The sequence below is a fragment of the Stenotrophomonas sp. G4 genome, from assembly GCF_003428825.1.
In the GTDB taxonomy this organism is placed as follows: domain Bacteria; phylum Pseudomonadota; class Gammaproteobacteria; order Xanthomonadales; family Xanthomonadaceae; genus Stenotrophomonas; species Stenotrophomonas indicatrix.
The window spans coordinates 1,702,388-1,722,841 of record NZ_CP031741.1; the positions used below are offsets into that span (position 1 = coordinate 1,702,388).

Here is a 20,454-nt window from a genome sequence, read left to right on the forward strand (position 1 = left end):
CAGAAGCCGGGGCAACAGCAACAGCGGCTCTGGATTTCTGCGGGGAGGCGGGGCGGTGTCGGATTGCGGGGACGCCGCAAGTACGTCCTTGTAGGCTTGGCCGCGCCATCCATGGCGCGGACACCCCGCAATCCGACACCGCCCGCCTTCGATAGCTTCCTGGTGACGGTCAGTAGATCCACGCCATGCGTGGATATCGCGGAAAAGATCGGATGGACAACGTAGATCCACGCCATGCGTGGATGACGCCATGCTCAACGCCGCCAGCGTGCCCACTGCTGGTAGGACACATAGCCCAGCCCGGTCAGGCCGGTCAGCAGGGCAGGGGCCAGCAGGGCGTCGTACTGCCAGCGCACGAACAGCCAGGCGCCGATCACGCCGCCAGCAAGGAAGCCGCTGATGATCAGGCCGCTCAGGGTCAGGCGTCGTACCTGCAGCGGCAGCCCGCGCAGCAGGTGGCCCAGGCCGATGCCGAGATCGGTGAACATGCCGCTGAGATGGGTGGTGCGTACGACGGCACCACTGAAGGTGGTGGCCATCGCGTTCTGCAGTCCGCAGGCCATCGCGGCTGCCAATGCGCCCCATATCTGATGCTGCTTGAACAGCGGAATGGCCGCCAGCAGCAACAGCGATTCCAATGCCAGCGCCACGCCGTAGCGCCGGCCGAGCTGCAGTGCGCTGTCCTGGATAAGCAGTCCGCTGACCATCGCGCCCAGCGAAAACGCGATCAGCAGCCCCCACAGATGGCCGACCGCGCGCCAGTCACCTTGCGCCAGTGCCATGCCAAGCTGGCTGGTGCTGCCGGTCATGTGGCTGACCGCCTGGTGTTCAAAACCGAGGAAGCCAACCACATTGACCATGCCGGCCACGCACGACAGGGCGACCGCGCCGATCCAGACCCAGGTGGGCAGGCGGATTCCCATGGCAGGCCCCTCAGGGCCCGCCGAAGCCGCCGTTGAACTGCAGCTCGCTGAAGGTCCCGCTGGCCGGGTCGAAGACCGCGCCCCAGAACTGCGCGCCGCCATCGCAGACCCGCACCGCCTCGCGGGCGGGCCGCAGGCTGTTGTCTTCAGGCAGATGGAACGCGTTGATGTAGATCACCTGCTTTCCGTCCAGCTCGATGCCGACGTACTGGCGGTCGAAATCCAGCACGTGTGGCACCTGCGCTTCCAGCGATGCCAGCTTCGCTTCCAGCTGGTCCACCTGCTGCCGGCTCGGTGCCCAGTAGCCGCTGACCCGCCCGGCCTCGCGGCCGGGGCTGGGGCGCGAGCAGGTGTCGAGCACCTGCGCGGCGATGATCGGGCGGGTGACCACCCAGGACTGGCCACTGCGTTCTGTGGTCGGCACGCTGGCCGGTCCCTGCGTGGTCGCGCAGGCACCGAGCAGCGTGGCAATGGCGACCGCCAGCGATGGCAGCAGCAGACGGGTGCAGCGGTTCACAACACCTCCGAGGCGTAATCGGCCAGCCGCGAGCGTTCACCGCGACGCAGCGTGATGTGCGCGCTGTGTGGCCAGTTCTTGAAGCGGTCCACGGCGTAGGTCAGGCCCGACGTGGTTTCGGTCAGGTACGGGGTGTCGATCTGTTCGACGTTGCCCAGGCAGACGATCTTGGTGCCGGGGCCGGCACGGGTGATCAGCGTCTTCATCTGCTTGGGGGTCAGGTTCTGCGCCTCGTCCAGGATCAGGTAACGCGACAGAAACGTACGGCCGCGCATGAAGTTCATCGAGCGGATCTTGATGCGGCTGGCGAGCAGGTCGTTGGTGGCCTGGCGGCCCCAGGTGCCGCCTTCCTGGTTGTGCGTCAGCACTTCCAGGTTGTCGGTCAGCGCGCCCATCCAAGGCGTCATCTTCTCTTCCTCGGTACCCGGCAGGAAGCCGATGTCCTCGCCGACGCTGACCGTGGCGCGGGTCATGATGATCTCGCGGTAGCGCTGCTGGTCCATCGTCTGCGCCAGGCCGGCGGCCAGTGCCAGCAGGGTCTTGCCGGTGCCGGCTGTACCGAGCAGGGTGACGAAGTCGATCTCCGGATCCATCAGTGCGTTGAGTGCGAAGTTCTGCTCGCGGTTGCGCGCGCTGATGCCCCACACGGCATGGCTGCCGTGGCGGAAGTCATCGACCAGCGACAACACCACCTTGCCATCGCCGACGATCCTGCTGACGCGCAGCTCGACTTCGTCTTCGCCCGGCAGGTACACGTACTGGTTCGGGTACCACTCTTCGCCGTCCTGGGCGAGGATTTCGTAGTGCGTGCGGCCCTTGTCGCTCCAGCTGCGCAGATCCTCGCCGTGGCGCTTCCAGAAGTCTTCCGGCAGCTCGGTGGCGCCGGTGTAGAGCAGGCTGAAATCGTCCAGCGCGCGGTCGTTCTCGTAGTCTTCCGAGACGATGCCGGCGATGGCCGCCTTGATGCGCAGGTTGATGTCCTTGGAGACGAACACCACCGGGATCTCCGGCGTTTCTTCCTTCAGCGCCAGGATCGCGCCGAGGATGGCGTTGTCCGGGATGACCTTGCCAAAGCTCTTGCCCGCGTCGAAATGGCTGGTCTGGAAGCGCAGCAGGCCCACGCTCTGCTTGCCGCGCAGCTGCAGGCCCTGCGGCCGCTGCAGCGGAATGCCCTCGGCCAGGTTGTCCAGGCCCGAAGCCTGCACCAGCTCGTTGAGGAAGCGGCTGACCTGGCGCGCATTGCGGCTCGCTTCGGTCGTGCCCTTCTTGCCGTTGTCCAGCTCCTCGATCACCTGCATGGGCAGGTAGACATCGTGCTCCTCGAATTTGAACAGCGCGGTGGGATCGTGCATCAGCACGTTGGTATCCAGCACGTAGATGCGCTTGCCTCGGGTCATCATCGGTTCCTGGTTACGGACAGGGAAAAACCACCACGGCCTGCTGCAGGGCAGGGTGGTGGCGGACAAAGTGGGCGATGGGACTCACTTGGACTGATTGGCCTTCAGTTCGGCAAGGACGGCGTCGGCATGGCCGGCGACCTTGACCTTGCGCCATGACTGCACGATGCGGCTGTCGGGGGAAATCAGGAAGGTGCTGCGCTCGATGCCACGTACCTGCTTGCCGTACATGTTCTTCATCTTGATCACGTCGAAGGCGCTGCACAGCGCTTCGTCGGCATCACTGACCAGCGGGAACGCGAAGCCCTGCTTGGCACAGAAGTTGTCGTGGGACTTCACCGAGTCGCGGGAGACGCCAAGCACGACCGCGCCCGCCTTCTGGAAGTCGGGCAGCAGTGCGTTGAAGTCGATGCCCTCGGTGGTGCAGCCCGGGGTGCTGTCCTTGGGGTAGAAGTACAACACCAGCCACTGGCCGGCGTAATCGCCGAGGGTGGCCTGGGCGCCGCCGGACAGCGCCAGCGGCAGGGAAAGGGTGGTGCTGTCCAGGGTATCGCCGTTGTTCATGAGGTCCTTCTGTCGAGCCTGGGTTCTTTCTACGACAATTGCATGAAACGCCACGCGCCCGTGAGGAGCGCGCGAAGAATCAGGGTTTCAATCAGAACTTCATCGGGTCCATGATCGCGTCCAGGTTCAAGTGGTCGCAGAACTCGAGGAAATCATCGCGCAGGGCGGCGATATGCATGTTGGCCGGCACGCCGATGGTGACCTGTGCGCTGAACATTTCCGCACCGGTCTGCATGGCGCGGTAGCGCGTGCTCTGCAGGGTTTCGATGGTGATGCCCTGGCGGTCGAAGAAATCGGCCAGCTGGAACAGGATGCCCGGCTTGTCGGCGGCGATCACCTCGACGATGTACGGCAGCAGGTTGGACTGCGCCTGCTTGGCTTCGGTGCGATACCACACCAGCTTCAGGCCTTCCTCGCGCTCGAGCCGGGTCAGCATCGCTTCCAGCTTGGCGACCGAATCCCAGGAGCCGGTGGCCAGCGCGGTCACCGAGACATCGCGGCCCACGGTGGCCAAGCGTGCATCCACCAGATTGCACCCGCTGTCGGCGATGCGGCGGGTGACGGACAACAGGGGGGACTCCGGATGCGTCGTATAGGCGTTGATCAGGAGGTGGTTTTCGCTCGGCGCTGGGCGCGGGGTGGTGTCGGTCAAGGCGATTCCGGGTAATGCATGCGTTAGTCTGAATGCCCGCCAGAGGCGGGGATCCACCGGTGTCCAGCATACTTGCCCGTGCTTTCGCGCCGCAAGTAACATTCAGAACGCCCGCGCCCTTCCGTGGCGGACGTTTTCCCTCCCCAGCCAAGAGCAGCACGTCCTTGTCCCTTTCCGGCCTCATCACCGCGCTGGCGACCCCCTTCCGGGCCGACGGCGCACTCGACCCCGACGGTTGGCAGCGCCTGCTGCACCTGCAGCTGGAGGGCGGCGTCCAAGGCGTTGTCGTTGCCGGCTCCACCGGCGAGGCAGCCACCCTGTCCGATGCGGAGTACGACCAGCTGCTGGCCAGCGCGGTCGAACGCATCGCCGGCCGCGTTCCGGTCCTGGCCGGTACCGGCCTGTCCGGCACCGCCAAAACCATCGAACAGACCCGCCGTGCTGCCGCGCTTGGCGCCACCCACGCGCTGGTGGTCACCCCGCCGTACGTGCGGCCGACCCAGGCTGGCCTGATCGCGCATTACCGCGCGGTCGCCGACCAGGCCGGAGTGCCGGTGGTGCTGTACAACGTGCCCGGCCGCACCGGCTGCGACATGCTGCCGGAGACCGTGGCCGAGCTCGCCAGCCATCCGAACATCGTCGGCATCAAGGAAGCGGTGGGCGATACCGGCCGCGTGCGGGCACTGCTTGACCTGCGCAGCCCGACCTTTGCCGTGCTCACCGGCGATGACGGCACGGCCGCACGTTCGATCCAGGCCGGCATGGACGGTCTGATCTCGGTCGGTTCCAACGTGCTGCCCGGCGCCTATCGCCGGATGTGCGACCTGGCCGCTGCCCGCGACCATGAAGCCGTCGAATCCTGGGACGCGCGCCTGCAGCCGTTCCATGACTTCTGCGGTGTCGAATCCAACCCGATTCCGGTCAAGGCGCTGTTGCGTCGGATCGGCATCGGTCACGATCTGCGCCTGCCGCTGCTGCCGCTTTCGGCCGCACACGCGCCTGCCGCCGACCATCTCGCCGGCGATATCGCCGCCCTCGAAGCCCTTTCCAGCCACTGACCTTCCGTCTTGGTCTGATCCAGGAGATTCACATGCGCCAATCCGTTTCCGCCGTCCGCGTGCTGTCCTTCGCGCTCCTTGCCGTGGCCACCGCAGCCGGCACCACCGGTTGCTTCAAGCGCGGCGTCAAGGGCGACTACGCTCTGGCCCCGGAAGTGCGTCCGCTGGAAGTGCCGCCGGACCTGAACCTGCCGGCAGGCGCCGGCAACAACCAGGTGCCGACCCTGAGCTCGGCGACCAAGCCGGCCACCCCGGCCGCCGCTGCCCCCGCCGTCAGCGCCACCGGTTTCACCATTGCCGGCAGCAAGGATGAAGCCTTCGCCAAGGTCGGTACCGCGCTGGAAGGCGTGGAAGGCCTGACCATCGCTACCCGCGCGCAGCTGCTGGGTTCGTACGACGTGGCCTATGAAGGCAGCAACTTCCTGGTCCGCGTGGTCGCCGTCGACGCCGGCGCCTACGTCTCCGCGGTCGACCCGCGTGGCCTGCCGGCCACCGCCGAAGCCCCGGTGAAGCTGATTGCCGCGCTGAAGGCCAAGCTGGCCCCGTAATGGCCGGTTGGGCGGGTGCGGACCCTGCTGGTTCGCACCTGCCGTGGTAGAGGCCGGCCCGGGTCGGCGCCTTTGTGCCAACTAAGGTTGGCAGCTACCAGGGCCAGAACGGAAAAGGGCGCCCTGGGCGCCCTTTTCATTGCCTGCTGGTTCGTACCTGCCGTGGTAGACGCCGACCCTGGTCGGCGCCTTTGTGCCAACGAAGGTTGACAGCTACCAGGGCATGGTGCCTGCGCCTCAGCGCTCCAGCAGCTTCAGCTTGTCCGGCTTGCCATCCCACTCACCGGCATCGGCCGGCGGGTCCTTGCGCACGGTCAGCACCGGCCATTCCTTCGCCAGTTCTGCATTGAGGGCGACGAAACCTTCCTGGCCGGCGGGAACATCGTCTTCCGGGAAGATCGCGTTGACCGGGCACTCGGGTTCGCAGAGGGTGCAGTCAATGCACTCGTCCGGGTCGATCACCAGGAAGTTCGGGCCTTCGTGGAAGCAGTCCACGGGACACACTTCCACGCAATCGGTGTGTTTGCACTTGATGCAGTTTTCGGTGACGACAAATGGCATGGGTAGAGGGCGAATCGCTTTCTGAACCTGCCAATTCTAGAACAGGTTGGCCCCCGGTGTCGGTTGCCGTGTGAAAGTGGGGCGGATGGGTGGCCCGCAGGCCCATTTGGCGGCGTGCCCGCCCTGTGCGACGCTGCCAGGGCCGCCGGCCCGCTTCGGTCGGCCCCCTTCCTTGCAGGATCCTTCATGTCGCCAGTCCAGCCCGGTGCCGCCTCCAATGGCGGTGAGAACACTGCCTTCATCGTCCTGATCAGTTGCGCCGCCACCCTCGGCGGGTTCCTGTTCGGCTTCGATAGTGGCGTCATCAATGGCACCGTCGACGGCCTGCGCCAGGCCTTCAACTCGAGCGAGGCCGCGCTCGGCTTCGAGGTCGCCTCGATGCTGCTGGGGTGCGCGATCGGGGCGTTCGTGGCCGGTTGGCTTGGCGATCGGCTGGGACGTCGCGGCGTGCTGATCGTGGCGGCCGTGATGTTCCTGGTGTCGGCGCTGGGCGCCGGCGCTGCACATGCCTCCTGGTTGTTCGTCTGCGCACGCGTGCTCGGCGGGTTCGCTGTCGGTGCGGCCAGCGTGATGTCGCCGGCCTACATCGCCGAAGTCGCCTCTGCGCGCTATCGCGGCCGGCTGGCGACCGTGCAGCAGATGGCGATCATCTGCGGCCTGTTCGCCGCGTTCCTCAGCAACTATCTGCTGGCCCGGGCGGCGGGTGCGTCGACCGAGCCGCTCTGGCTGGGGCAGGAAGCCTGGCGCTGGATGTTCTGGATGCAGGCACTGCCGTCGCTGCTGTTCCTGCTGTTGTTGCTGGTGATCCCGGAAAGCCCGCGCTTCCTGGTGATGAAGGGCCGGCAGGCGCAGGCGAGGGCGGTGCTTGGCCGGTTGTACGGCGAACGTGCCGCGGTGAACAAGCAGGCCGAGATCGAAGCAAGCCTGGCCCAGGACCAGCACAAGCCGCGATTCGGCGACCTGCTCAACAAGGCCACCGGCAAGCTGCGCCCAATCGTCTGGGTCGGCATCGGCCTGGCGATGTTCCAGCAGCTGGTCGGCATCAATGTGGTGTTCTATTACGGCGCGGTGCTGTGGCAGGCGGTGGGTTTCTCGGAAAGCGATGCGCTGCTGATCAACGTCCTGTCCGGCGCGCTGAGCATCGGCGCCTGCCTGCTGACGGTGGTGCTGATTGATCGCATCGGCCGCAAGCCGCTGCTGTGGGTCGGTTCCGTCGGCATGTCGGTGGCCCTGGTGCTGATGGTGGTGGCCTTCGCCAGCGGCAGCCTGGCCGAGGGGCGCCTGCAGCTGTCCGACGGCATGGGCCGGTTGGCGCTGGTAGCGGCCAACGTCTATGTGGTGTTCTTCAACATGTCCTGGGGCCCGGTGATGTGGGTGATGCTGGGCGAGATGTTCCCGAACCAGATCCGCGGCCCGGCGTTGGCCGTGGCCGGTGCGGCGCAGTGGACGTCGAATTTCGCGATCACCGTGACCTTCCCGATGCTGCTGGCCGGCATCGGCCTGGCCGGTGCGTACGGCATCTACACCGTGGCCGCGATCCTCTCGATCATCTTCGTCATCCGCTACGTGCGCGAGACCAAGGGCAAGGAACTGGAGCAGATGGAAGGCTGATGGCTTGGCCTGAGTTTCAGCGCCTCCCTGTTCCGAGGGGAGGCGGCAGGCCAGCCGCTCCAGGACACGCCGTACACCCATCCATGGGGGCTCGATGGCGCCATCCATGGCGCCAACGGTCCTGGAGCGGCTGGCCTGCCGCCTCTCGACAGATCGCGGGTGCGGACACACGCAAGCGCGTCCGGGCTGATCTGCTGCGGAGGAGCGAGGCTGTTCTTGATCTTGCCGCCGGCGCGGGAATTGTCAGGAGGGGGCGGGCCACCCTGTCCTGGACCGTTGGCGCCATGGATGGCGCCATCGAGCACCATGGATGGGCTTTTGCGTGTCCAGGACAGGGTGGCCCGCCCCTCCCTCGCAGGAACAAGGAGGCGCTCAAGCGACCAGCCCAGTCGGCGACACGAATCCGGAAAACAGAAAAGCCCGCACAAGGCGGGCTTTTTCGGTTCCTGCTGCGGCGACTGGTGCTCCCTAGGGGACTCGAACCCCTGTTTTAGCCTTGAGAGGGCCACGTCCTAACCACTAGACGAAGGGAGCAGTGTGTCGCTGCCGGTGCAGGAGCGCTAGTATATGCACCTCGATGCCATTGGGCAATCCCGAAACTTCAACCGGAAGCGCCAACATCATTTCCTCTGCTACATCACCGTTCAGCCTGCGCGTCATCCCGCGCGACCAGCACACGATCTCCCGCAAGGACATCAGCCCGAACGCGTTGCGCGTGCTTTATCGACTGCGCGATGCCGGCTTCGGCGCCTACCTTGTCGGCGGCGCGGTGCGCGATCTGCTGGTCAATGGCCAACCCAAGGATTTCGACGTGGCCACCGATGCCACGCCCGAACAGGTCAAGCAGTTGTTCCGCAACTGCCGCCTGATCGGCCGTCGTTTCCGCCTGGCCCACGTTGTGTTCGGCCGCGAGATCATCGAAGTCGCCACCTTCCGTGCCAACATCGATGACGGCAGCGGCGACCGCGAAATGGAAAACGGCATGCTCGTGCGCGACAACGTGTACGGCAGCATCGAAGACGACGCCATCCGCCGCGACTTCACCTGCAATGCCCTGTATTACGCCATCGAGGACTTCTCGGTGCGTGACTACACCGGCGGCTTCGAAGACGTGCAGGCACGCCTGATGAAGCTCATCGGCGACCCGGTGCAGCGTTACCAGGAAGACCCGGTGCGCATGCTGCGTGCGGTCCGCCTGGCGGCCAAGCTCGGCTTCCAGATCGAAGAGGGCACCGCCGCACCGATCCCGCAGCTGGCCGGCCTGCTCAACGAAGCCGCACCGGCGCGCCTGTTCGAGGAAGTCCTGAAGCTGTTCCTGTCCGGGCATGGCGTTGCCAGCTTCGAAGGACTGGAACGCTACGGCCTGTTCGACGTGCTGTTCCCGGAAAGCGCCAAGGCGCTGAAGTCGAACCGCACCGGCGCGCTGCGTCGCATGCTGGTCGAGGGCCTGGCCAACACCGATGCACGCGTGGCCAATGACGAGCCCGTGTCGCCGGCGTTCCTGTTCGCGCTGTTGCTGTGGCCGGCTTACTGCCGCGCACAGGCAACGCTGCTCAAGCAGGGCGTCGCACCGGAAGAGGCACAGCGTCGTGCCGCCGACCGTGTCACCGTGCAGCAGCTGAGCACCATTGCATTGCCGCGCCGTTTCTCGCTGCCCATGCAGGAGATCTGGCTGCTGCAGGCGCGCTTCAGTTCGCGCCAGCGCAAGCGCGTGATGCGCACGCTCAGCCACCCCCGTTTCCGTGCCGCCTTCGATTTCCTGGCCCTGCGCCAGGTGGCATCGGCAGAGCACGAAGCCGACGTCGCGTTCTGGCGCGAAGCGCAGGCGCAGTCCGGGCATGAGCTGGATTCGTCGCTGGATTCCCTGCACAGCGAGGCCGGCGATGAAGAGGGTGGAGCGCCGCGCAAGCGTCGCCGTCGCCGTCGTCGTCCCGATGGCGCAGCTGCCGGTGCTGCCGAGTAATCCATGACCGGTGCCTGGATCGGGCTGGGCGCCAATCTTGGCGACGCAGCCAACACCGTCCGCGCGGCCATTGCCGCGCTGGACGAGCTGCCCGGAACCCGGCTGACGCAGGCCTCGCGGTTGTACGCGACGCCGGCATGGGGCAACGAGGACCAGCCACCGTTCGTCAACGCAGTGGCCTCGGTCGACACCGATCTGCCCGCCGTCGAGCTGCTGCAGGCCCTGCTCGCGCTGGAGCAGCGCTTCGGCCGCGTACGCGACCCCGCCGTGCACTGGGGGCCGCGTGCGCTGGATCTGGACCTGCTGCTGTTCGGCGAGCAGATGCTGGACCTGCCCGAGTTGAAGGTGCCGCATCCCTACCTGCACGAGCGTGCGTTCGTGTTGGTGCCGTTGGCCGAAATTGCCGCCGATCTGGCCATTCCCGGCCACGGTCGCGTGCGGGATGCAGTGATGCGGGTGGATGCCTGCGGGATCGCGCCGTTAGGGTGATAATGCCCGGGTTATCTCCCCCGGTTATCAGCACATGAGCACCCACGCAGACAGCAAGCCCTGGACCGTTCCCGCCCTGGCCGAGGCCAAGCGCAATGGTCAGAAGCTGGTCATGTTGACCGCCTACGACGCAGGCTTCGCCCGCACCTTCGATGCCAATGGCATCGACCTGATCCTGATCGGCGATTCGCTGGGCATGGTCGTGCAGGGGCACGATTCGACCCTGCCGGTGACCGTCGCCGACATGGTCTATCACACCCGCGCAGTCGCCCGCGTGCTGCAGCGTGCGCTGCTGATCGCCGACCTGCCGTTCGGCGCCGATGCCACCCCGGAACGCGCGCTGGATGCTTCGCTGCAGCTGCTGCAGGCGGGTGCGGAGATGGTCAAGATCGAAGGCGCCGGCTTCAAGGTCGACATCATCCGCTACCTGGTCGAGCGCGAGATCCCGGTCTGTTCGCACCTGGGGCTGACCCCGCAATCGGTGCTGCGCCTGGGTGGCTTCAAGATCCAGGGCCGTGGCGATGCCGCGCGCCAGCTGGTGGACGATGCCAAGGCCGTGGCTGAAGCCGGTGCCAGCATCATGGTCCTCGAATGCGTGCCGACCCCGGTTGCCGCCGCCGTCACCGCCGCGGTGCCGGTGCCGACCATCGGTATCGGTGCCGGTCCGCAGTGCGACGGCCAGGTGCTGGTGCTGCACGATTTCCTCGGCCTGGACAGCGGCCACCGTCGCCCGAAGTTCGTCAAGGACTTCCTGGCTGAAGGCGGTTCGGTGGCCGGCGCCACCCGTGCCTACGCCGATGCCGTGCGCGATGGCAGCTTCCCCGACGAAGAACACGCGTACGCCCAATGATCCAGACCTTCAACGAACTCGGTGCGCTGCGCGCGCAGATCGCGCAGTGGAAGGGCGAGGGCCTGCGCGTGGCGCTGGTGCCGACCATGGGCAACCTGCACGGCGGGCACCACGCGCTGGTCACCCTGGCAAAGCAGTACGCCGACAAGGTGGTGGCCAGCATCTTCGTCAACCCGACACAGTTCGGGCCGAACGAGGATTTCAGCCGCTATCCGCGCACCCCCGAAGCCGATGTGGCCGGGCTGGAGCAGGTGGGCTGCGATGCGGTGTGGCTGCCCAGCGTCGAAGCGATGTACCCACTGGGCGTGGACAAGACCACGCAGATGCATGCGCCCGGCGTCAGCGAGGTGCTGGAAGGCGCCAGCCGCCCGGGCCATTTCGATGGCGTGTGCACGGTGGTGGCGCGGCTGTTCCTGCAGGTACAGCCGGATGTGGCCGTGTTCGGCCGCAAGGACTACCAGCAGCTGGCGGTCATCAAGCAGATGGTGGCCGAGCTGTCGTTCCCGATCCAGATCGTCGGTGCCGAGATCGTGCGCGATGAGGATGGCCTGGCCAAGAGCTCGCGCAACCAGTACCTCAGCGCCGAGCAGCGCCCCTTGGCGACCACCCTTCACCGCACCCTGCTGGGCATGCGCGAAGGCTATGTGGCCGGGCACGCGCGTGAACGCATCGAGGCCGACGCCGTCGCTGCGCTGCAGGCAGCGGGCTTCCAGGTGGATTACGCGGTACTGCGCACTCCGGAGCTGGCCGAGCCGAGTTTCGATGGCGGAGGCCGCGTGGCCCTGATCGCCGCACGCCTGGGCACCACCCGGTTGATCGACAACCTGGAGTTCTGAACCGCCCCGCGCGGTTGTGCAGGGCGCCCGCAGTGGGCGCCCGGTGTTCGCCGGACAAGGACGACCTGCCGATATGACCTCGTTTCCAGCCAGCCCCGGCCGCCGCGCCGTGGCGGCGATCCTGGCGGTGTTCGCCGCCGCGCTGCTGCCTTCGCTGGTGATCGGTGGCCTGATTGCCGGTCTCAGTCTCGGCCAGGAAGTGGCCACGGCCGCGCTGGCGGCCGCATTGATGTTCGTGCTGGCCTTCGCCCACGCCGTGGCGGTGCTGCTGCCGATGGGCTTGGTCCTGCTGTCTTCCGGCCGCCTGCGCTGGGTGTGGTTCGCGCTGGTCGGGGCAGGGCTGGGCGCGCTGGCCATGGCCACCTGTGCCTGGCCCAGCGGCTCTGGCGGTGCTCTGATGAGCCAGCTGTCCTCTGCGGGCAACTTCGACTGGGCCAGCTATGCCTTCCCGGTACTGGTGGCGGCCGGATTCGGCCTGATGGCCGGACTGGCGTTCCATGCCGTGTTCCGGGCCGTGCTGGCCGGTGCCGCGGCGCCATCGCCGGGCGCACAGCAGCGCACCGGCTGAACGGTCTTCAGCATCCTGCGGCCGCTACCTGACGGTTGCCGCGTGGGTGCTAGAATCCGCTCTTTCCTTTGCCGTTGCAGCGCCCCCATGCACCTGTCCCTGCTCAAGACCAAGATCCACCGCGCCACCGTCACCCATTCCGAGCTGAACTACGAAGGCTCCATCGCCATCGATGACAACCTGCTGGCTGCCACCGGCATCCGTGAGTTCGAGCAGGTGCACATCTGGGACGTGACCAACGGTGCGCGCTTCTCGACCTATGCGATCCGCGCCGAAGCCGGCAGCGGTGTCGTCTCGCTCAATGGTGGCGCTGCGCGCCACGTGCAGGTCGGTGACATCATCATCATTGCCGCCTTCGCCAGCATGACCGAGCAGGAAGCCGACAGCTTCAAGCCGAAGCTGGTGTACGTGGATGGCAACAACCAGATTTCCCACACCAACGACACGATCCCGACCCAGGCCGCATGACAACGAACAACGGATTCGACTCGCTGCATTCCCACGCCCAGCGCCTGAAGGGCGCAAGCATTCCCGGCCTGCTCGCCGCCGAACCCGGCCGTGTACAGGACCTGGCGCTGCGGGTCGGTCCGTTGTATGTCAACTTCGCCCGGCAGAAATACGATGCCGCAGCGTTGCAGGCGCTGTTGGCGCTGGCTGCCGAACGTGATGTCGGCGGCGCCATCACGCGCCTGTTCCGTGGCGAGCAGGTCAACCTGACCGAAGGCCGCGCTGCGCTGCATACCGCGTTGCGCGGTGATGTAGTCGATGCGCCGGTGGCGGCCGAGGCCTATGCCACCGCGCGCGGCATCCGCCAGCGCATGGGCGTGCTGGTGCGCGCGCTGGAAGACAGCGGCGTGACCGATGTGGTCAGCGTCGGCATTGGCGGTTCCGATCTCGGCCCGCGACTGGTCGCCGATGCGCTGCGCCCGGTCACAGGCGCACGCCTGCGCGTGCATTTCGTGTCGAACGTGGACGGCGCCGCCATGCAGCGCACGCTGGCCACGCTGGATCCGGCGAAGACCGCCGGCATCCTCATTTCCAAGACCTTTGGTACCCAGGAAACCCTGCTCAACGGCCAGATCCTGCATGACTGGCTGGGCGGCAGCGACCGTCTGTACGCGGTCAGCGCCAATCCGGAACGCGCCGCCAATGCCTTCGCCATTGCCGCCGAGCGCGTGCTGCCGATGTGGGACTGGGTGGGTGGCCGCTATTCGCTGTGGTCGGCCGTCGGTTTCCCGATCGCACTGGCCATCGGCTTCGAGCGCTTCGAGCAGCTGCTGGAAGGTGCCGCGCAGATGGATGCGCATGCGCTGGACGCGCCGTTGGAGCGCAACCTGCCGGTGCTGCACGGCCTGACCGACATCTGGAACCGTAATCTGCTGGGCCACGCCACGCATGCGGTGATGACCTACGACCAGCGCCTGGCGCTGCTGCCGGCCTATCTGCAGCAGCTGGTGATGGAAAGCCTGGGCAAGCGCGTGCAGCGCGATGGCCAGCCGGTCACCACCGACACCGTGCCGGTGTGGTGGGGCGGTGCGGGCACCGATGTGCAGCACAGCTTCTTCCAGGCGCTGCACCAGGGCACCAGCATCATCCCGGCCGACTTCATCGGCTGCGTGCACAACGATGATCCGTATACGGTCAACCACCAGGCGCTGATGGCCAACCTGCTGGCGCAGACCGAAGCACTGGCCAACGGCCAGGGCAGCGACGATCCGCACCGTGATTACCCGGGCGGCCGCCCGAGCACGATGATCCTGCTCGACGCGCTCACCCCGCAGGCGCTGGGCGCCTTGATCGCGATGTACGAACACGCGGTGTACGTGCAGTCGGTGATCTGGAACATCAACGCTTTCGACCAGTTCGGTGTCGAACTGGGCAAGCAGCTGGCCAGTGGCCTGCTGCCGGCCCTGCAGGGCGAGGATGTCCAGATCAATGATCCGCTGACCCGTGAGCTGCTGGCTCAGCTGAAGGGCTGACGCGGGCGGGGAATGCCGGGCATGGCCCGGCGCTACCCTTCGTCATGCCGGAAGCGCCGGGGGCCATGCCCGGCGAACACGACGACGCATCACCGGCTCGGATCGCGTTCCGGGCTCGGCCGCTTGGCCAGCTTGCGCTGCAGCGAACGCCGGTGCATGCCGAGCAGGCGCGCGGCCGCCGACACATTGCCGCCGGTTTCATGCATCGCCTGCTGGATGTGTTCCCACTGCAGGCGGCTGATCGGGGTCATCGCATCGGGCACTTCCATCTCGCCGTCATCGGCGGGGCCATCGTCTTCCTCGCCCAGCGCACGCAGGATCATCGGCACCGTCGATGGCTTCGGCAGGTAGTCGTCGGCGCCCAGCTTGATCGCCTCCACCGCGGTGGCGATGCTGGCATAGCCGGTCACCAGCAGGATCCGCATATCCGCGCGCAGGGCGCGCAGCGGCTGTATCAGGGCCAGGCCGGAATCGCTGCCCAGCTTCAGGTCGATCAATGCGAACGCCGGCGGTTGCTGGCGGGCCAGTGCCAGCGCACTGGCCGCATCCTGCGCGGTCTGCGTCTCCAGCCCTTTGCGGGCCAGGCTGCGCTGCAGGGTGCGCAGGTAGAGTTCGTCGTCGTCGACCAGCAGGCCAAGGGTGGAAGCAGTCATGGTCATTCCTCGCGGGGGGCCAACGGCAGGCGGAAGCCGACGCGGCTACCGGCCCCTTGGGCCGGGCGCATCCACATCTCGCCGTCCAGGCGTTCGATGGTGGCATGGGACAGGGCAAGACCGACGCCCATGCCTTCACTCTTGCTGCTGCCGAACAGCTTGCCCGGCAGCACGGCGGCGCGGGCGTTGAAGCCATGGCCGTAGTCGCGTACTTCGCCGATCAGGTTGTCGCCTTCGATGCGCAGGCTGAGATCGACGCGCGGTCGGCCGGCCTGCTCGCCGGCATCGGCCGCGTTGTTCAGCAGCACCATCAGCAGGTGGCCGACGCCCGGGTCCAGCGGCAGGCGCAGCGGTGCGTCGTCGTTGCGGTGCAGGTCGATGGTCGGGCGCACCAGCCGCCATTGCTCCAGCACCTGCTGGGCCGTGGAGTGGGTGCGCCCGGGGCCGTCATTGGAGGCCGGCGCGGCCAGGGCCAGCACGCGCTCCCGGCACTGCACCAGCAGTTCGCGCAGGGTTTCCATGTCCTCGCGCACTTCCGGTTCTTCGCTGCGCTCGGCCACGTCGTCGGCGAGCAGGGTCATCGTCGCCAGCGGTGTGTTCAGTTCGTGCGCCACCGAGGCCGCATGCGTGGCCAGGGCGACGATGCCCTCGTTGCGCGCGAAGCGTTCGCGCAGTGCCGAAAGTTCCAGCTCGCGCTCGCGCAGCGCGATCGCCAGCCGGGTAGAGAAAATCAGGACGACCGCAGCGGACAGCAGGAAGGTGGCGATCACGCCCCAGCGGTTGAGGTCCAGTGCGTCGAAATAGCCCGCCGGCAGCGGTTGCCCGAACAGTCCGCTGGCGGCGTAGCCCAGCAGGCAGGCGCTGGCCACGGCCAGGGCCCAGCGCAGGGGCAGGGCGAAGGCCGCCAGGGCGATCAGGATCAGGAACAGCGAGCCGAACGGATTGGCGATGCCGCCGCTCCAGCTGACCATCCAGGTGAGGATGATCACGTCCACCAGGATGTGGCCGAAGGCGGTCAGCGGCGCGGTATCGGCCGGCTCCGGGCGCAGCTGCGTATACAGGTTGAATACGGCGAGCACGGCCACGCCCGACCACAGCGGCAGTTGCGGCAAGGGCAGTCCCAGCACCCAGGTCGCAACCAGAATGGTCGCCGCCTGGCCAGCCACGGCCAACCAGCGCAGGCTGCACAGGGTTCGGAGAAACGGGGCGTCGGGACCGGTCATTCGCGCCCATCGTATGCGTTCGCGGGGATGGCTGCCTGCGACAATCGGCCGCAGCCGGACTGTCGCCTGAATGGGACACACCCAGAAGGTCGGGGCGGGCGTTAGAATGCCCGCATGCATGACGCCGTCACCCGCCCTACAGTTCCCTCCGATGCCACTTCCTGGCCCCGTCGCCTGACCCAAGCGGTCCAGATCGGTGGAGTCACCGTGGGCGGTGGCAAGCCGGTCGTGGTGCAGTCGATGACCAATACCGACACCTCCGACGTGGCGTCCAGCGTCAAGCAGGTCGCTGAGCTCTGGCGTGCCGGCTCGGAAATGGTGCGCCTGACCGTCAACACGGTCGAAGCGGCCGCGGCGATCCCGCGCATCGTCGACAAGCTGGCGATGATGGGCGTCGACGTACCGCTGATCGGCGACTTCCACTACAACGGCCACCAGCTGCTGACGGCCGAACCGGCCTGTGCCGAAGCACTGGCCAAGTACCGCATCAACCCGGGCAACGTGGGCTTCGGCAAGAAGAAGGACCTGCAGTTCGCCCAGCTGATCGAGTTCGCCATCCGCTACAACAAGCCGGTGCGCATCGGTGCAAACTGGGGCTCGCTTGACCAGGCCCTGGCGGCGAAGCTGATGGACGAGAACAACCACCGCGAACAGCCCTGGGACGCCGGCCGCGTGCTGCGCGAGGCGCTGATCCGGTCGGCGCTGGATTCGGCCGAGCAGGCCGTGGACATCGGCCTGCCGCGTGATCGCATCATCCTGTCGGCCAAGGTCAGCGGCGTGCAGGAGCTGATCGCGGTCTACCGCGACCTGGCCCAGCGTTCGGACTTCGCCCTGCATCTGGGCCTGACCGAAGCCGGTATCGGCAGCAAGGGCATCGTCGCCTCGGCGGCCGCACTGAGCGTGCTGCTGCAGGAAGGCATCGGCGACACCATCCGCATTTCGCTGACGCCCGAACCGGGCCAGTCGCGCACGCAGGAAGTAATCGTCGCCCAGGAACTGCTGCAGACCACCGGCCAGCGCGCCTTCACGCCGCTGGTCACGGCGTGTCCGGGCTGCGGCCGTACAACCTCGGAGTTCTTCCAGGAGCTGGCCAAGGTGGTGCAGAACCACGTGCGCGAAAAGATGCCGCTGTGGAAGATCCAGCACCCGGGTGCGGAGAACATGACCCTGGCGGTGATGGGCTGCGTGGTCAATGGGCCGGGTGAGTCGCGGCATGCCAACATCGGTATCTCGCTGCCGGGTACCGGCGAAGCACCGTCGGCACCAGTATTCGTCGATGGCGAGAAGAAGGTGACCCTGCGTGGCGAGAACATCGCCCAGGAATTCGTCGCCCTGATCGATGATTACGTTGAACGCACCTATGTCCGAAGCGCCGGGTAAGCCGACGATCCTCGCTGCACCGGAGCCCGCCTCCGGCTTCCGCCACTGGATGGCGCGCAATGCCTGGCGGCTGCTGCTGCTGTTTGCCGGCGTGCTGCTGCCGCTGGCCGGATTCGTCGCCCTGGCCGACGAGGTGCACGAGTTCGAATCCTTCCATTTCGATGCGCCGCTGCTGTGGCAGATGCACGGCCTGCATTCGCCGTGGCTGGACCATGTGTTCGTGCTGCTGTCGAAGCTGGGCTACGAGTGGTTCCTGATCCCGGCCGATGTGCTGATTGTCGGTGCACTGGCCTGGCACCGGCGTTGGCGTGAAGCGACCTTCGTGGCCGTGAGCTTCGTAGGGTCGGCGCTGCTCAACATGGGCAGCAAGCAGTTCTTCCAGCGCGACCGGCCCAGCCTGTGGGAATCGATCGCGCCGGAATCCACGTTCAGTTTCCCCAGTGGCCACGCGATGGGCTCGATGACCCTGGCGGTCACCCTGGTGCTGCTGGCCTGGAATACCCGCTGGCGCTGGCCGGTGCTGCTGCTGGCGCCGTCGTTCAGCCTGCTGGTAAGCGTTTCCCGGGTCTATCTGGGGGTGCATTATCCGTCCGACATCCTGGCCGGGTGGTGTGCCGCGCTGGTTTGGGTGGTAGGGTGCTACCTGGTCATGTTCAGCCGCCGCCATCCATGGCGACGGCACGGTTCGCCGCCAGCGACGGCCAGCGAAGCGATCACGCAAGGGGAGTGACGTGGATGCCCTCCCAAGGGCGTCTGCCTGAGGGACGGGTTGTTTCGTTGTAACGGGTTCTGCAGGGCAAGGGGCACGATCAGTGCGTGAAGAATGTGATGCGCAAGGCAGAACGCCGGATTTGCGCAACTTCCGCGCTTGCAGTGGTCAGGTGCTCCTGCCTAGGTTGACCCGTATTGGCCGCATTCGAAGAGGTACGTGAATGACGATTCGAGTCTACCTGGTGGATGACCATGCGTTGGTCCGCACCGGGATGAAAATGATACTGTCGAGTGAAACCGACATTGAAGTGGTGGGCGAGGCCGAAACGGGCGAAGACGCGCTGCCCGCGATCCGCCAGCTGCAACCGGACGTGGTGCTGTGTGATCTGCACCTGCCCGGCGTGAGCGGGATGGAAGTGACCGAGCGCATCGTCCGTGGCCACCGCAGCACGCGGGTGGTGATCGTGTCGGTGCTGGAAGACGGTCCGCTGCCCAAGCGCCTGCTCGAAGCCGGGGCCGCCGGTTACATCGGCAAGGGCTGTGATGCGCAGGAACTGCTGCGTGCGGTGCGCGACGTAGCTGCCGGACGGCGCTACCTGGGCACGAGCATCGCGCAGAATCTGGCGTTGTCCACCGTGGAAGGCAATGGCTCGCCGTTCGACAACCTGTCGCCGCGTGAGCTGGAAGTGGCATTGCTGCTGACCCAGGGCCTGCGCCAGGAAGATATCGCCCGTCGTCTGAGCCTGAGCGCGAAGACGGTCAACACGCACAAGGCGCGGTTGTTCGAGAAGATGGGAATCCACGACAACATCGCGTTGGCGCGGATGGCCAGCCAGTACGGGCTGGTGGATCCGGCGCGGCCGCTGTAAGGATTTCAGCCAACGGCGCAGCCCCTCGCGGTGGTGCGACGGGATTCGTGGGTTGGCCGGACGGATGGGCTGCGCAGGGGACGCTGCAAGTACGTCCATGTAAGCTCGGTCGCCGCATCCATGCGGCTCACGCCCCTGCGCAACCCATCCGCCCGGCCACGGATAGTTTCCGTGCGTCGCCACCGCGGAATGAAGAAGGAACGGCAGGAGCGGGTCGCGCGCTTTGCGCGCTTGGGGGCGGATCCCTTCCCCGGCGGGGAAGGGCTCTGACCCCGCAGTGCGTCAGTGACCGCGTACGCGCTTGACGATCTTCGCGGCCTGCGCGGCGCTTTCGCGCACCTTATCCCACTGGCCGGCGTCGATCCAGCTGCCCGGCACCATCCACGAGCCACCGATGCAGACCACGTTCTTCTGCTCCAGGTACTCGGCGGCGGTGTTCTCGGTGATGCCACCGGTCGGGCACAGCTTGAGGTCGGCGATCGGGCCGGCTACGCCCTTGATCATCGCCAGGCCGCCCACGGCCGTGGCCGGGAACAGCTTGCACACGCGGAAACCGCGCGCGTAGAGCGCCAGCAGTTCGGTCGGCGTCGCCGCACCCGGCACTACCGGCAGCGGTGCGGCGGCCAGCGCATCGGCCAGCAGTGGCGGCGTGCCCGGGGTCACCAGGAAATCGGCGCCCGCATCGATGGACCGCTGCATCTGCTCCACCGTCAGCACCGTACCCGCGCCGACCACCACATCCGGCAGCTCACGCTTGAGCATCGCCAGCGCTTCCATCGCCACCGGCGTACGCAGCGTCAGCTCGATCGCCGGCAATCCGCCTTCCAGCAGCGCCGCGCTGACCGCACGTGCCTGGTCCAGCGTATGAATCGTCACCACCGGCAGGATGCCGGCCGCATGCAACAACTCCGCCGCCCGCACCTGATGTTGTTCGATACCCATAGCTCTGCTTCTGCCTTTGCTTTCGCTCTAGTTGTGCTTTCAATGATCACTTCGCGGCGTATCGGCGCCGGAAACTGTGATGCGGCGGAGGGCAGGGCGTCGCCAGGACCGTTCGCGCCATGGATGGCGCGATCGAGCCTACAGGGATGTATTTACGGCG

22 protein-coding genes and 1 tRNA gene are annotated in these 20,454 nt (G+C 66.7%); 13 read left to right on the forward strand and 10 right to left on the reverse strand.

All coding sequences use genetic code 11. The annotated features are described in order from the left end of the window. Positions 1 to 254 precede the first annotated feature (254 nt). From D0Y85_RS08040 to D0Y85_RS08060, 5 genes are all read right to left on the reverse strand, one after another. The gene (locus tag D0Y85_RS08040; protein WP_059063786.1) at positions 255 to 923 is read right to left on the reverse strand and encodes a YoaK family protein; all 669 of its coding nucleotides are present in this window, start codon (positions 921 to 923) and stop codon (positions 255 to 257) included. 10 nt (positions 924 to 933) lie between these two features. Further along, positions 934 to 1,440, reverse strand: a complete 507-nt coding sequence (locus D0Y85_RS08045; RefSeq protein ID WP_025879447.1) for a hypothetical protein — start codon at positions 1,438 to 1,440, stop codon at positions 934 to 936. Beyond that, complete coding sequence (locus tag D0Y85_RS08050) at positions 1,437 to 2,837, reverse strand: PhoH family protein (RefSeq protein ID WP_025879446.1); 1,401 nt, start codon at positions 2,835 to 2,837, stop codon at positions 1,437 to 1,439. Before D0Y85_RS08050 ends, D0Y85_RS08045 begins: the two co-directional genes overlap by 4 nt. 84 nt (positions 2,838 to 2,921) lie before the next feature. Then, a complete protein-coding gene (locus D0Y85_RS08055) occupies positions 2,922 to 3,401 on the reverse strand; it encodes a peroxiredoxin (RefSeq protein WP_025879445.1) in 480 nt (159 codons plus the stop codon). A gap of 91 nt (positions 3,402 to 3,492) precedes the next feature. After that, positions 3,493 to 4,053, reverse strand: a complete 561-nt coding sequence (locus tag D0Y85_RS08060) for a glycine cleavage system protein R (RefSeq protein ID WP_025879444.1) — start codon at positions 4,051 to 4,053, stop codon at positions 3,493 to 3,495. Positions 4,054 to 4,217: 164 nt separating this feature from the next. On the opposite strand from D0Y85_RS08060, the gene dapA reads away from it, so the two are divergent. Beyond that, positions 4,218 to 5,111, forward strand: coding sequence for a 4-hydroxy-tetrahydrodipicolinate synthase (gene dapA, locus D0Y85_RS08065; RefSeq protein ID WP_025879443.1), 894 nt, complete (start codon positions 4,218 to 4,220; stop codon positions 5,109 to 5,111). A 32-nt stretch (positions 5,112 to 5,143) separates the two neighbouring features. Beyond that, positions 5,144 to 5,659 carry a hypothetical protein gene (locus D0Y85_RS08070; protein WP_117310097.1) on the forward strand — a complete coding sequence of 172 codons (516 nt, stop codon included), beginning with the start codon at positions 5,144 to 5,146 and terminating at the stop codon, positions 5,657 to 5,659. Between the two features lie 237 nt (positions 5,660 to 5,896). Here the strand turns inward: D0Y85_RS08070 and fdxA are convergent, their stop codons facing one another. After that, entirely contained in the window at positions 5,897 to 6,220 is a 324-nt protein-coding gene (fdxA, locus tag D0Y85_RS08075; RefSeq protein WP_005409054.1) for a ferredoxin FdxA, read from the reverse strand. 186 nt (positions 6,221 to 6,406) lie between these two features. On the opposite strand from fdxA, the gene D0Y85_RS08080 reads away from it, so the two are divergent. Continuing rightward, positions 6,407 to 7,831: a sugar porter family MFS transporter gene (locus D0Y85_RS08080; RefSeq protein ID WP_117310098.1), complete on the forward strand. Its 1,425-nt coding sequence runs from the start codon at positions 6,407 to 6,409 to the stop codon at positions 7,829 to 7,831. Positions 7,832 to 8,290: 459 nt separating this feature from the next. On the opposite strand, the gene D0Y85_RS08085 is transcribed toward D0Y85_RS08080, so the two are convergent. Continuing rightward, positions 8,291 to 8,365, reverse strand: a tRNA-Glu gene (locus D0Y85_RS08085). Between the two features lie 49 nt (positions 8,366 to 8,414). Here D0Y85_RS08085 and pcnB point away from each other — a divergent pair. The 7 genes from pcnB to pgi all read left to right on the forward strand — a co-directional run bounded on the left by pcnB (position 8,415) and on the right by pgi (position 14,516). Then, positions 8,415 to 9,794: a polynucleotide adenylyltransferase PcnB gene (gene pcnB, locus D0Y85_RS08090; protein WP_117310099.1), complete on the forward strand. Its 1,380-nt coding sequence runs from the start codon at positions 8,415 to 8,417 to the stop codon at positions 9,792 to 9,794. Between the two features lie 3 nt (positions 9,795 to 9,797). Continuing rightward, a complete protein-coding gene (gene folK / locus D0Y85_RS08095) occupies positions 9,798 to 10,283 on the forward strand; it encodes a 2-amino-4-hydroxy-6-hydroxymethyldihydropteridine diphosphokinase (RefSeq protein WP_117310100.1) in 486 nt (161 codons plus the stop codon). A 34-nt stretch (positions 10,284 to 10,317) separates the two neighbouring features. Next, on the forward strand, positions 10,318 to 11,133 hold the full coding sequence (gene panB, locus D0Y85_RS08100; RefSeq protein WP_117310101.1) for a 3-methyl-2-oxobutanoate hydroxymethyltransferase: 816 nt from the start codon (positions 10,318 to 10,320) through the stop codon (positions 11,131 to 11,133). Beyond that, positions 11,130 to 11,969, forward strand: coding sequence for a pantoate--beta-alanine ligase (panC, locus tag D0Y85_RS08105; RefSeq protein ID WP_032977891.1), 840 nt, complete (start codon positions 11,130 to 11,132; stop codon positions 11,967 to 11,969). The genes panB and panC overlap by 4 nt, the downstream gene beginning before the upstream one ends. A gap of 73 nt (positions 11,970 to 12,042) precedes the next feature. After that, positions 12,043 to 12,537, forward strand: coding sequence for a hypothetical protein (locus D0Y85_RS08110; protein ID WP_117310102.1), 495 nt, complete (start codon positions 12,043 to 12,045; stop codon positions 12,535 to 12,537). Between the two features lie 87 nt (positions 12,538 to 12,624). Then, entirely contained in the window at positions 12,625 to 13,005 is a 381-nt protein-coding gene (panD, locus tag D0Y85_RS08115) for an aspartate 1-decarboxylase (RefSeq protein ID WP_004153087.1), read from the forward strand. Continuing rightward, on the forward strand, positions 13,002 to 14,516 hold the full coding sequence (pgi, locus tag D0Y85_RS08120) for a glucose-6-phosphate isomerase (protein ID WP_117310103.1): 1,515 nt from the start codon (positions 13,002 to 13,004) through the stop codon (positions 14,514 to 14,516). The genes panD and pgi overlap by 4 nt, the downstream gene beginning before the upstream one ends. 89 nt (positions 14,517 to 14,605) lie before the next feature. Here the strand turns inward: pgi and D0Y85_RS08125 are convergent, their stop codons facing one another. Both D0Y85_RS08125 and D0Y85_RS08130 read right to left on the reverse strand, forming a co-directional pair. Next, positions 14,606 to 15,175, reverse strand: coding sequence for a response regulator transcription factor (locus tag D0Y85_RS08125; RefSeq protein ID WP_117310104.1), 570 nt, complete (start codon positions 15,173 to 15,175; stop codon positions 14,606 to 14,608). After that, a complete protein-coding gene (locus D0Y85_RS08130; protein ID WP_117310105.1) occupies positions 15,172 to 16,392 on the reverse strand; it encodes an ATP-binding protein in 1,221 nt (406 codons plus the stop codon). The genes D0Y85_RS08125 and D0Y85_RS08130 overlap by 4 nt, the downstream gene beginning before the upstream one ends. A 114-nt stretch (positions 16,393 to 16,506) precedes the next feature. Here D0Y85_RS08130 and ispG point away from each other — a divergent pair, with 114 nt between their 5' ends. The 3 genes from ispG to D0Y85_RS08145 all read left to right on the forward strand — a co-directional run bounded on the left by ispG (position 16,507) and on the right by D0Y85_RS08145 (position 19,352). Beyond that, entirely contained in the window at positions 16,507 to 17,772 is a 1,266-nt protein-coding gene (gene ispG / locus D0Y85_RS08135) for a flavodoxin-dependent (E)-4-hydroxy-3-methylbut-2-enyl-diphosphate synthase (protein WP_117310106.1), read from the forward strand. Continuing rightward, positions 17,753 to 18,502, forward strand: a complete 750-nt coding sequence (locus D0Y85_RS08140; RefSeq protein ID WP_117310107.1) for a phosphatase PAP2 family protein — start codon at positions 17,753 to 17,755, stop codon at positions 18,500 to 18,502. Before ispG ends, D0Y85_RS08140 begins: the two co-directional genes overlap by 20 nt. Positions 18,503 to 18,704: 202 nt before the next feature. Then, the gene (locus tag D0Y85_RS08145; RefSeq protein WP_025878804.1) at positions 18,705 to 19,352 is read left to right on the forward strand and encodes a response regulator; all 648 of its coding nucleotides are present in this window, start codon (positions 18,705 to 18,707) and stop codon (positions 19,350 to 19,352) included. A 282-nt stretch (positions 19,353 to 19,634) separates the two neighbouring features. On the opposite strand, the gene eda is transcribed toward D0Y85_RS08145, so the two are convergent. Continuing rightward, positions 19,635 to 20,294, reverse strand: coding sequence for a bifunctional 4-hydroxy-2-oxoglutarate aldolase/2-dehydro-3-deoxy-phosphogluconate aldolase (gene eda, locus D0Y85_RS08150; RefSeq protein ID WP_117310108.1), 660 nt, complete (start codon positions 20,292 to 20,294; stop codon positions 19,635 to 19,637). Between the last annotated feature and the right edge of the window lie 160 nt (positions 20,295 to 20,454).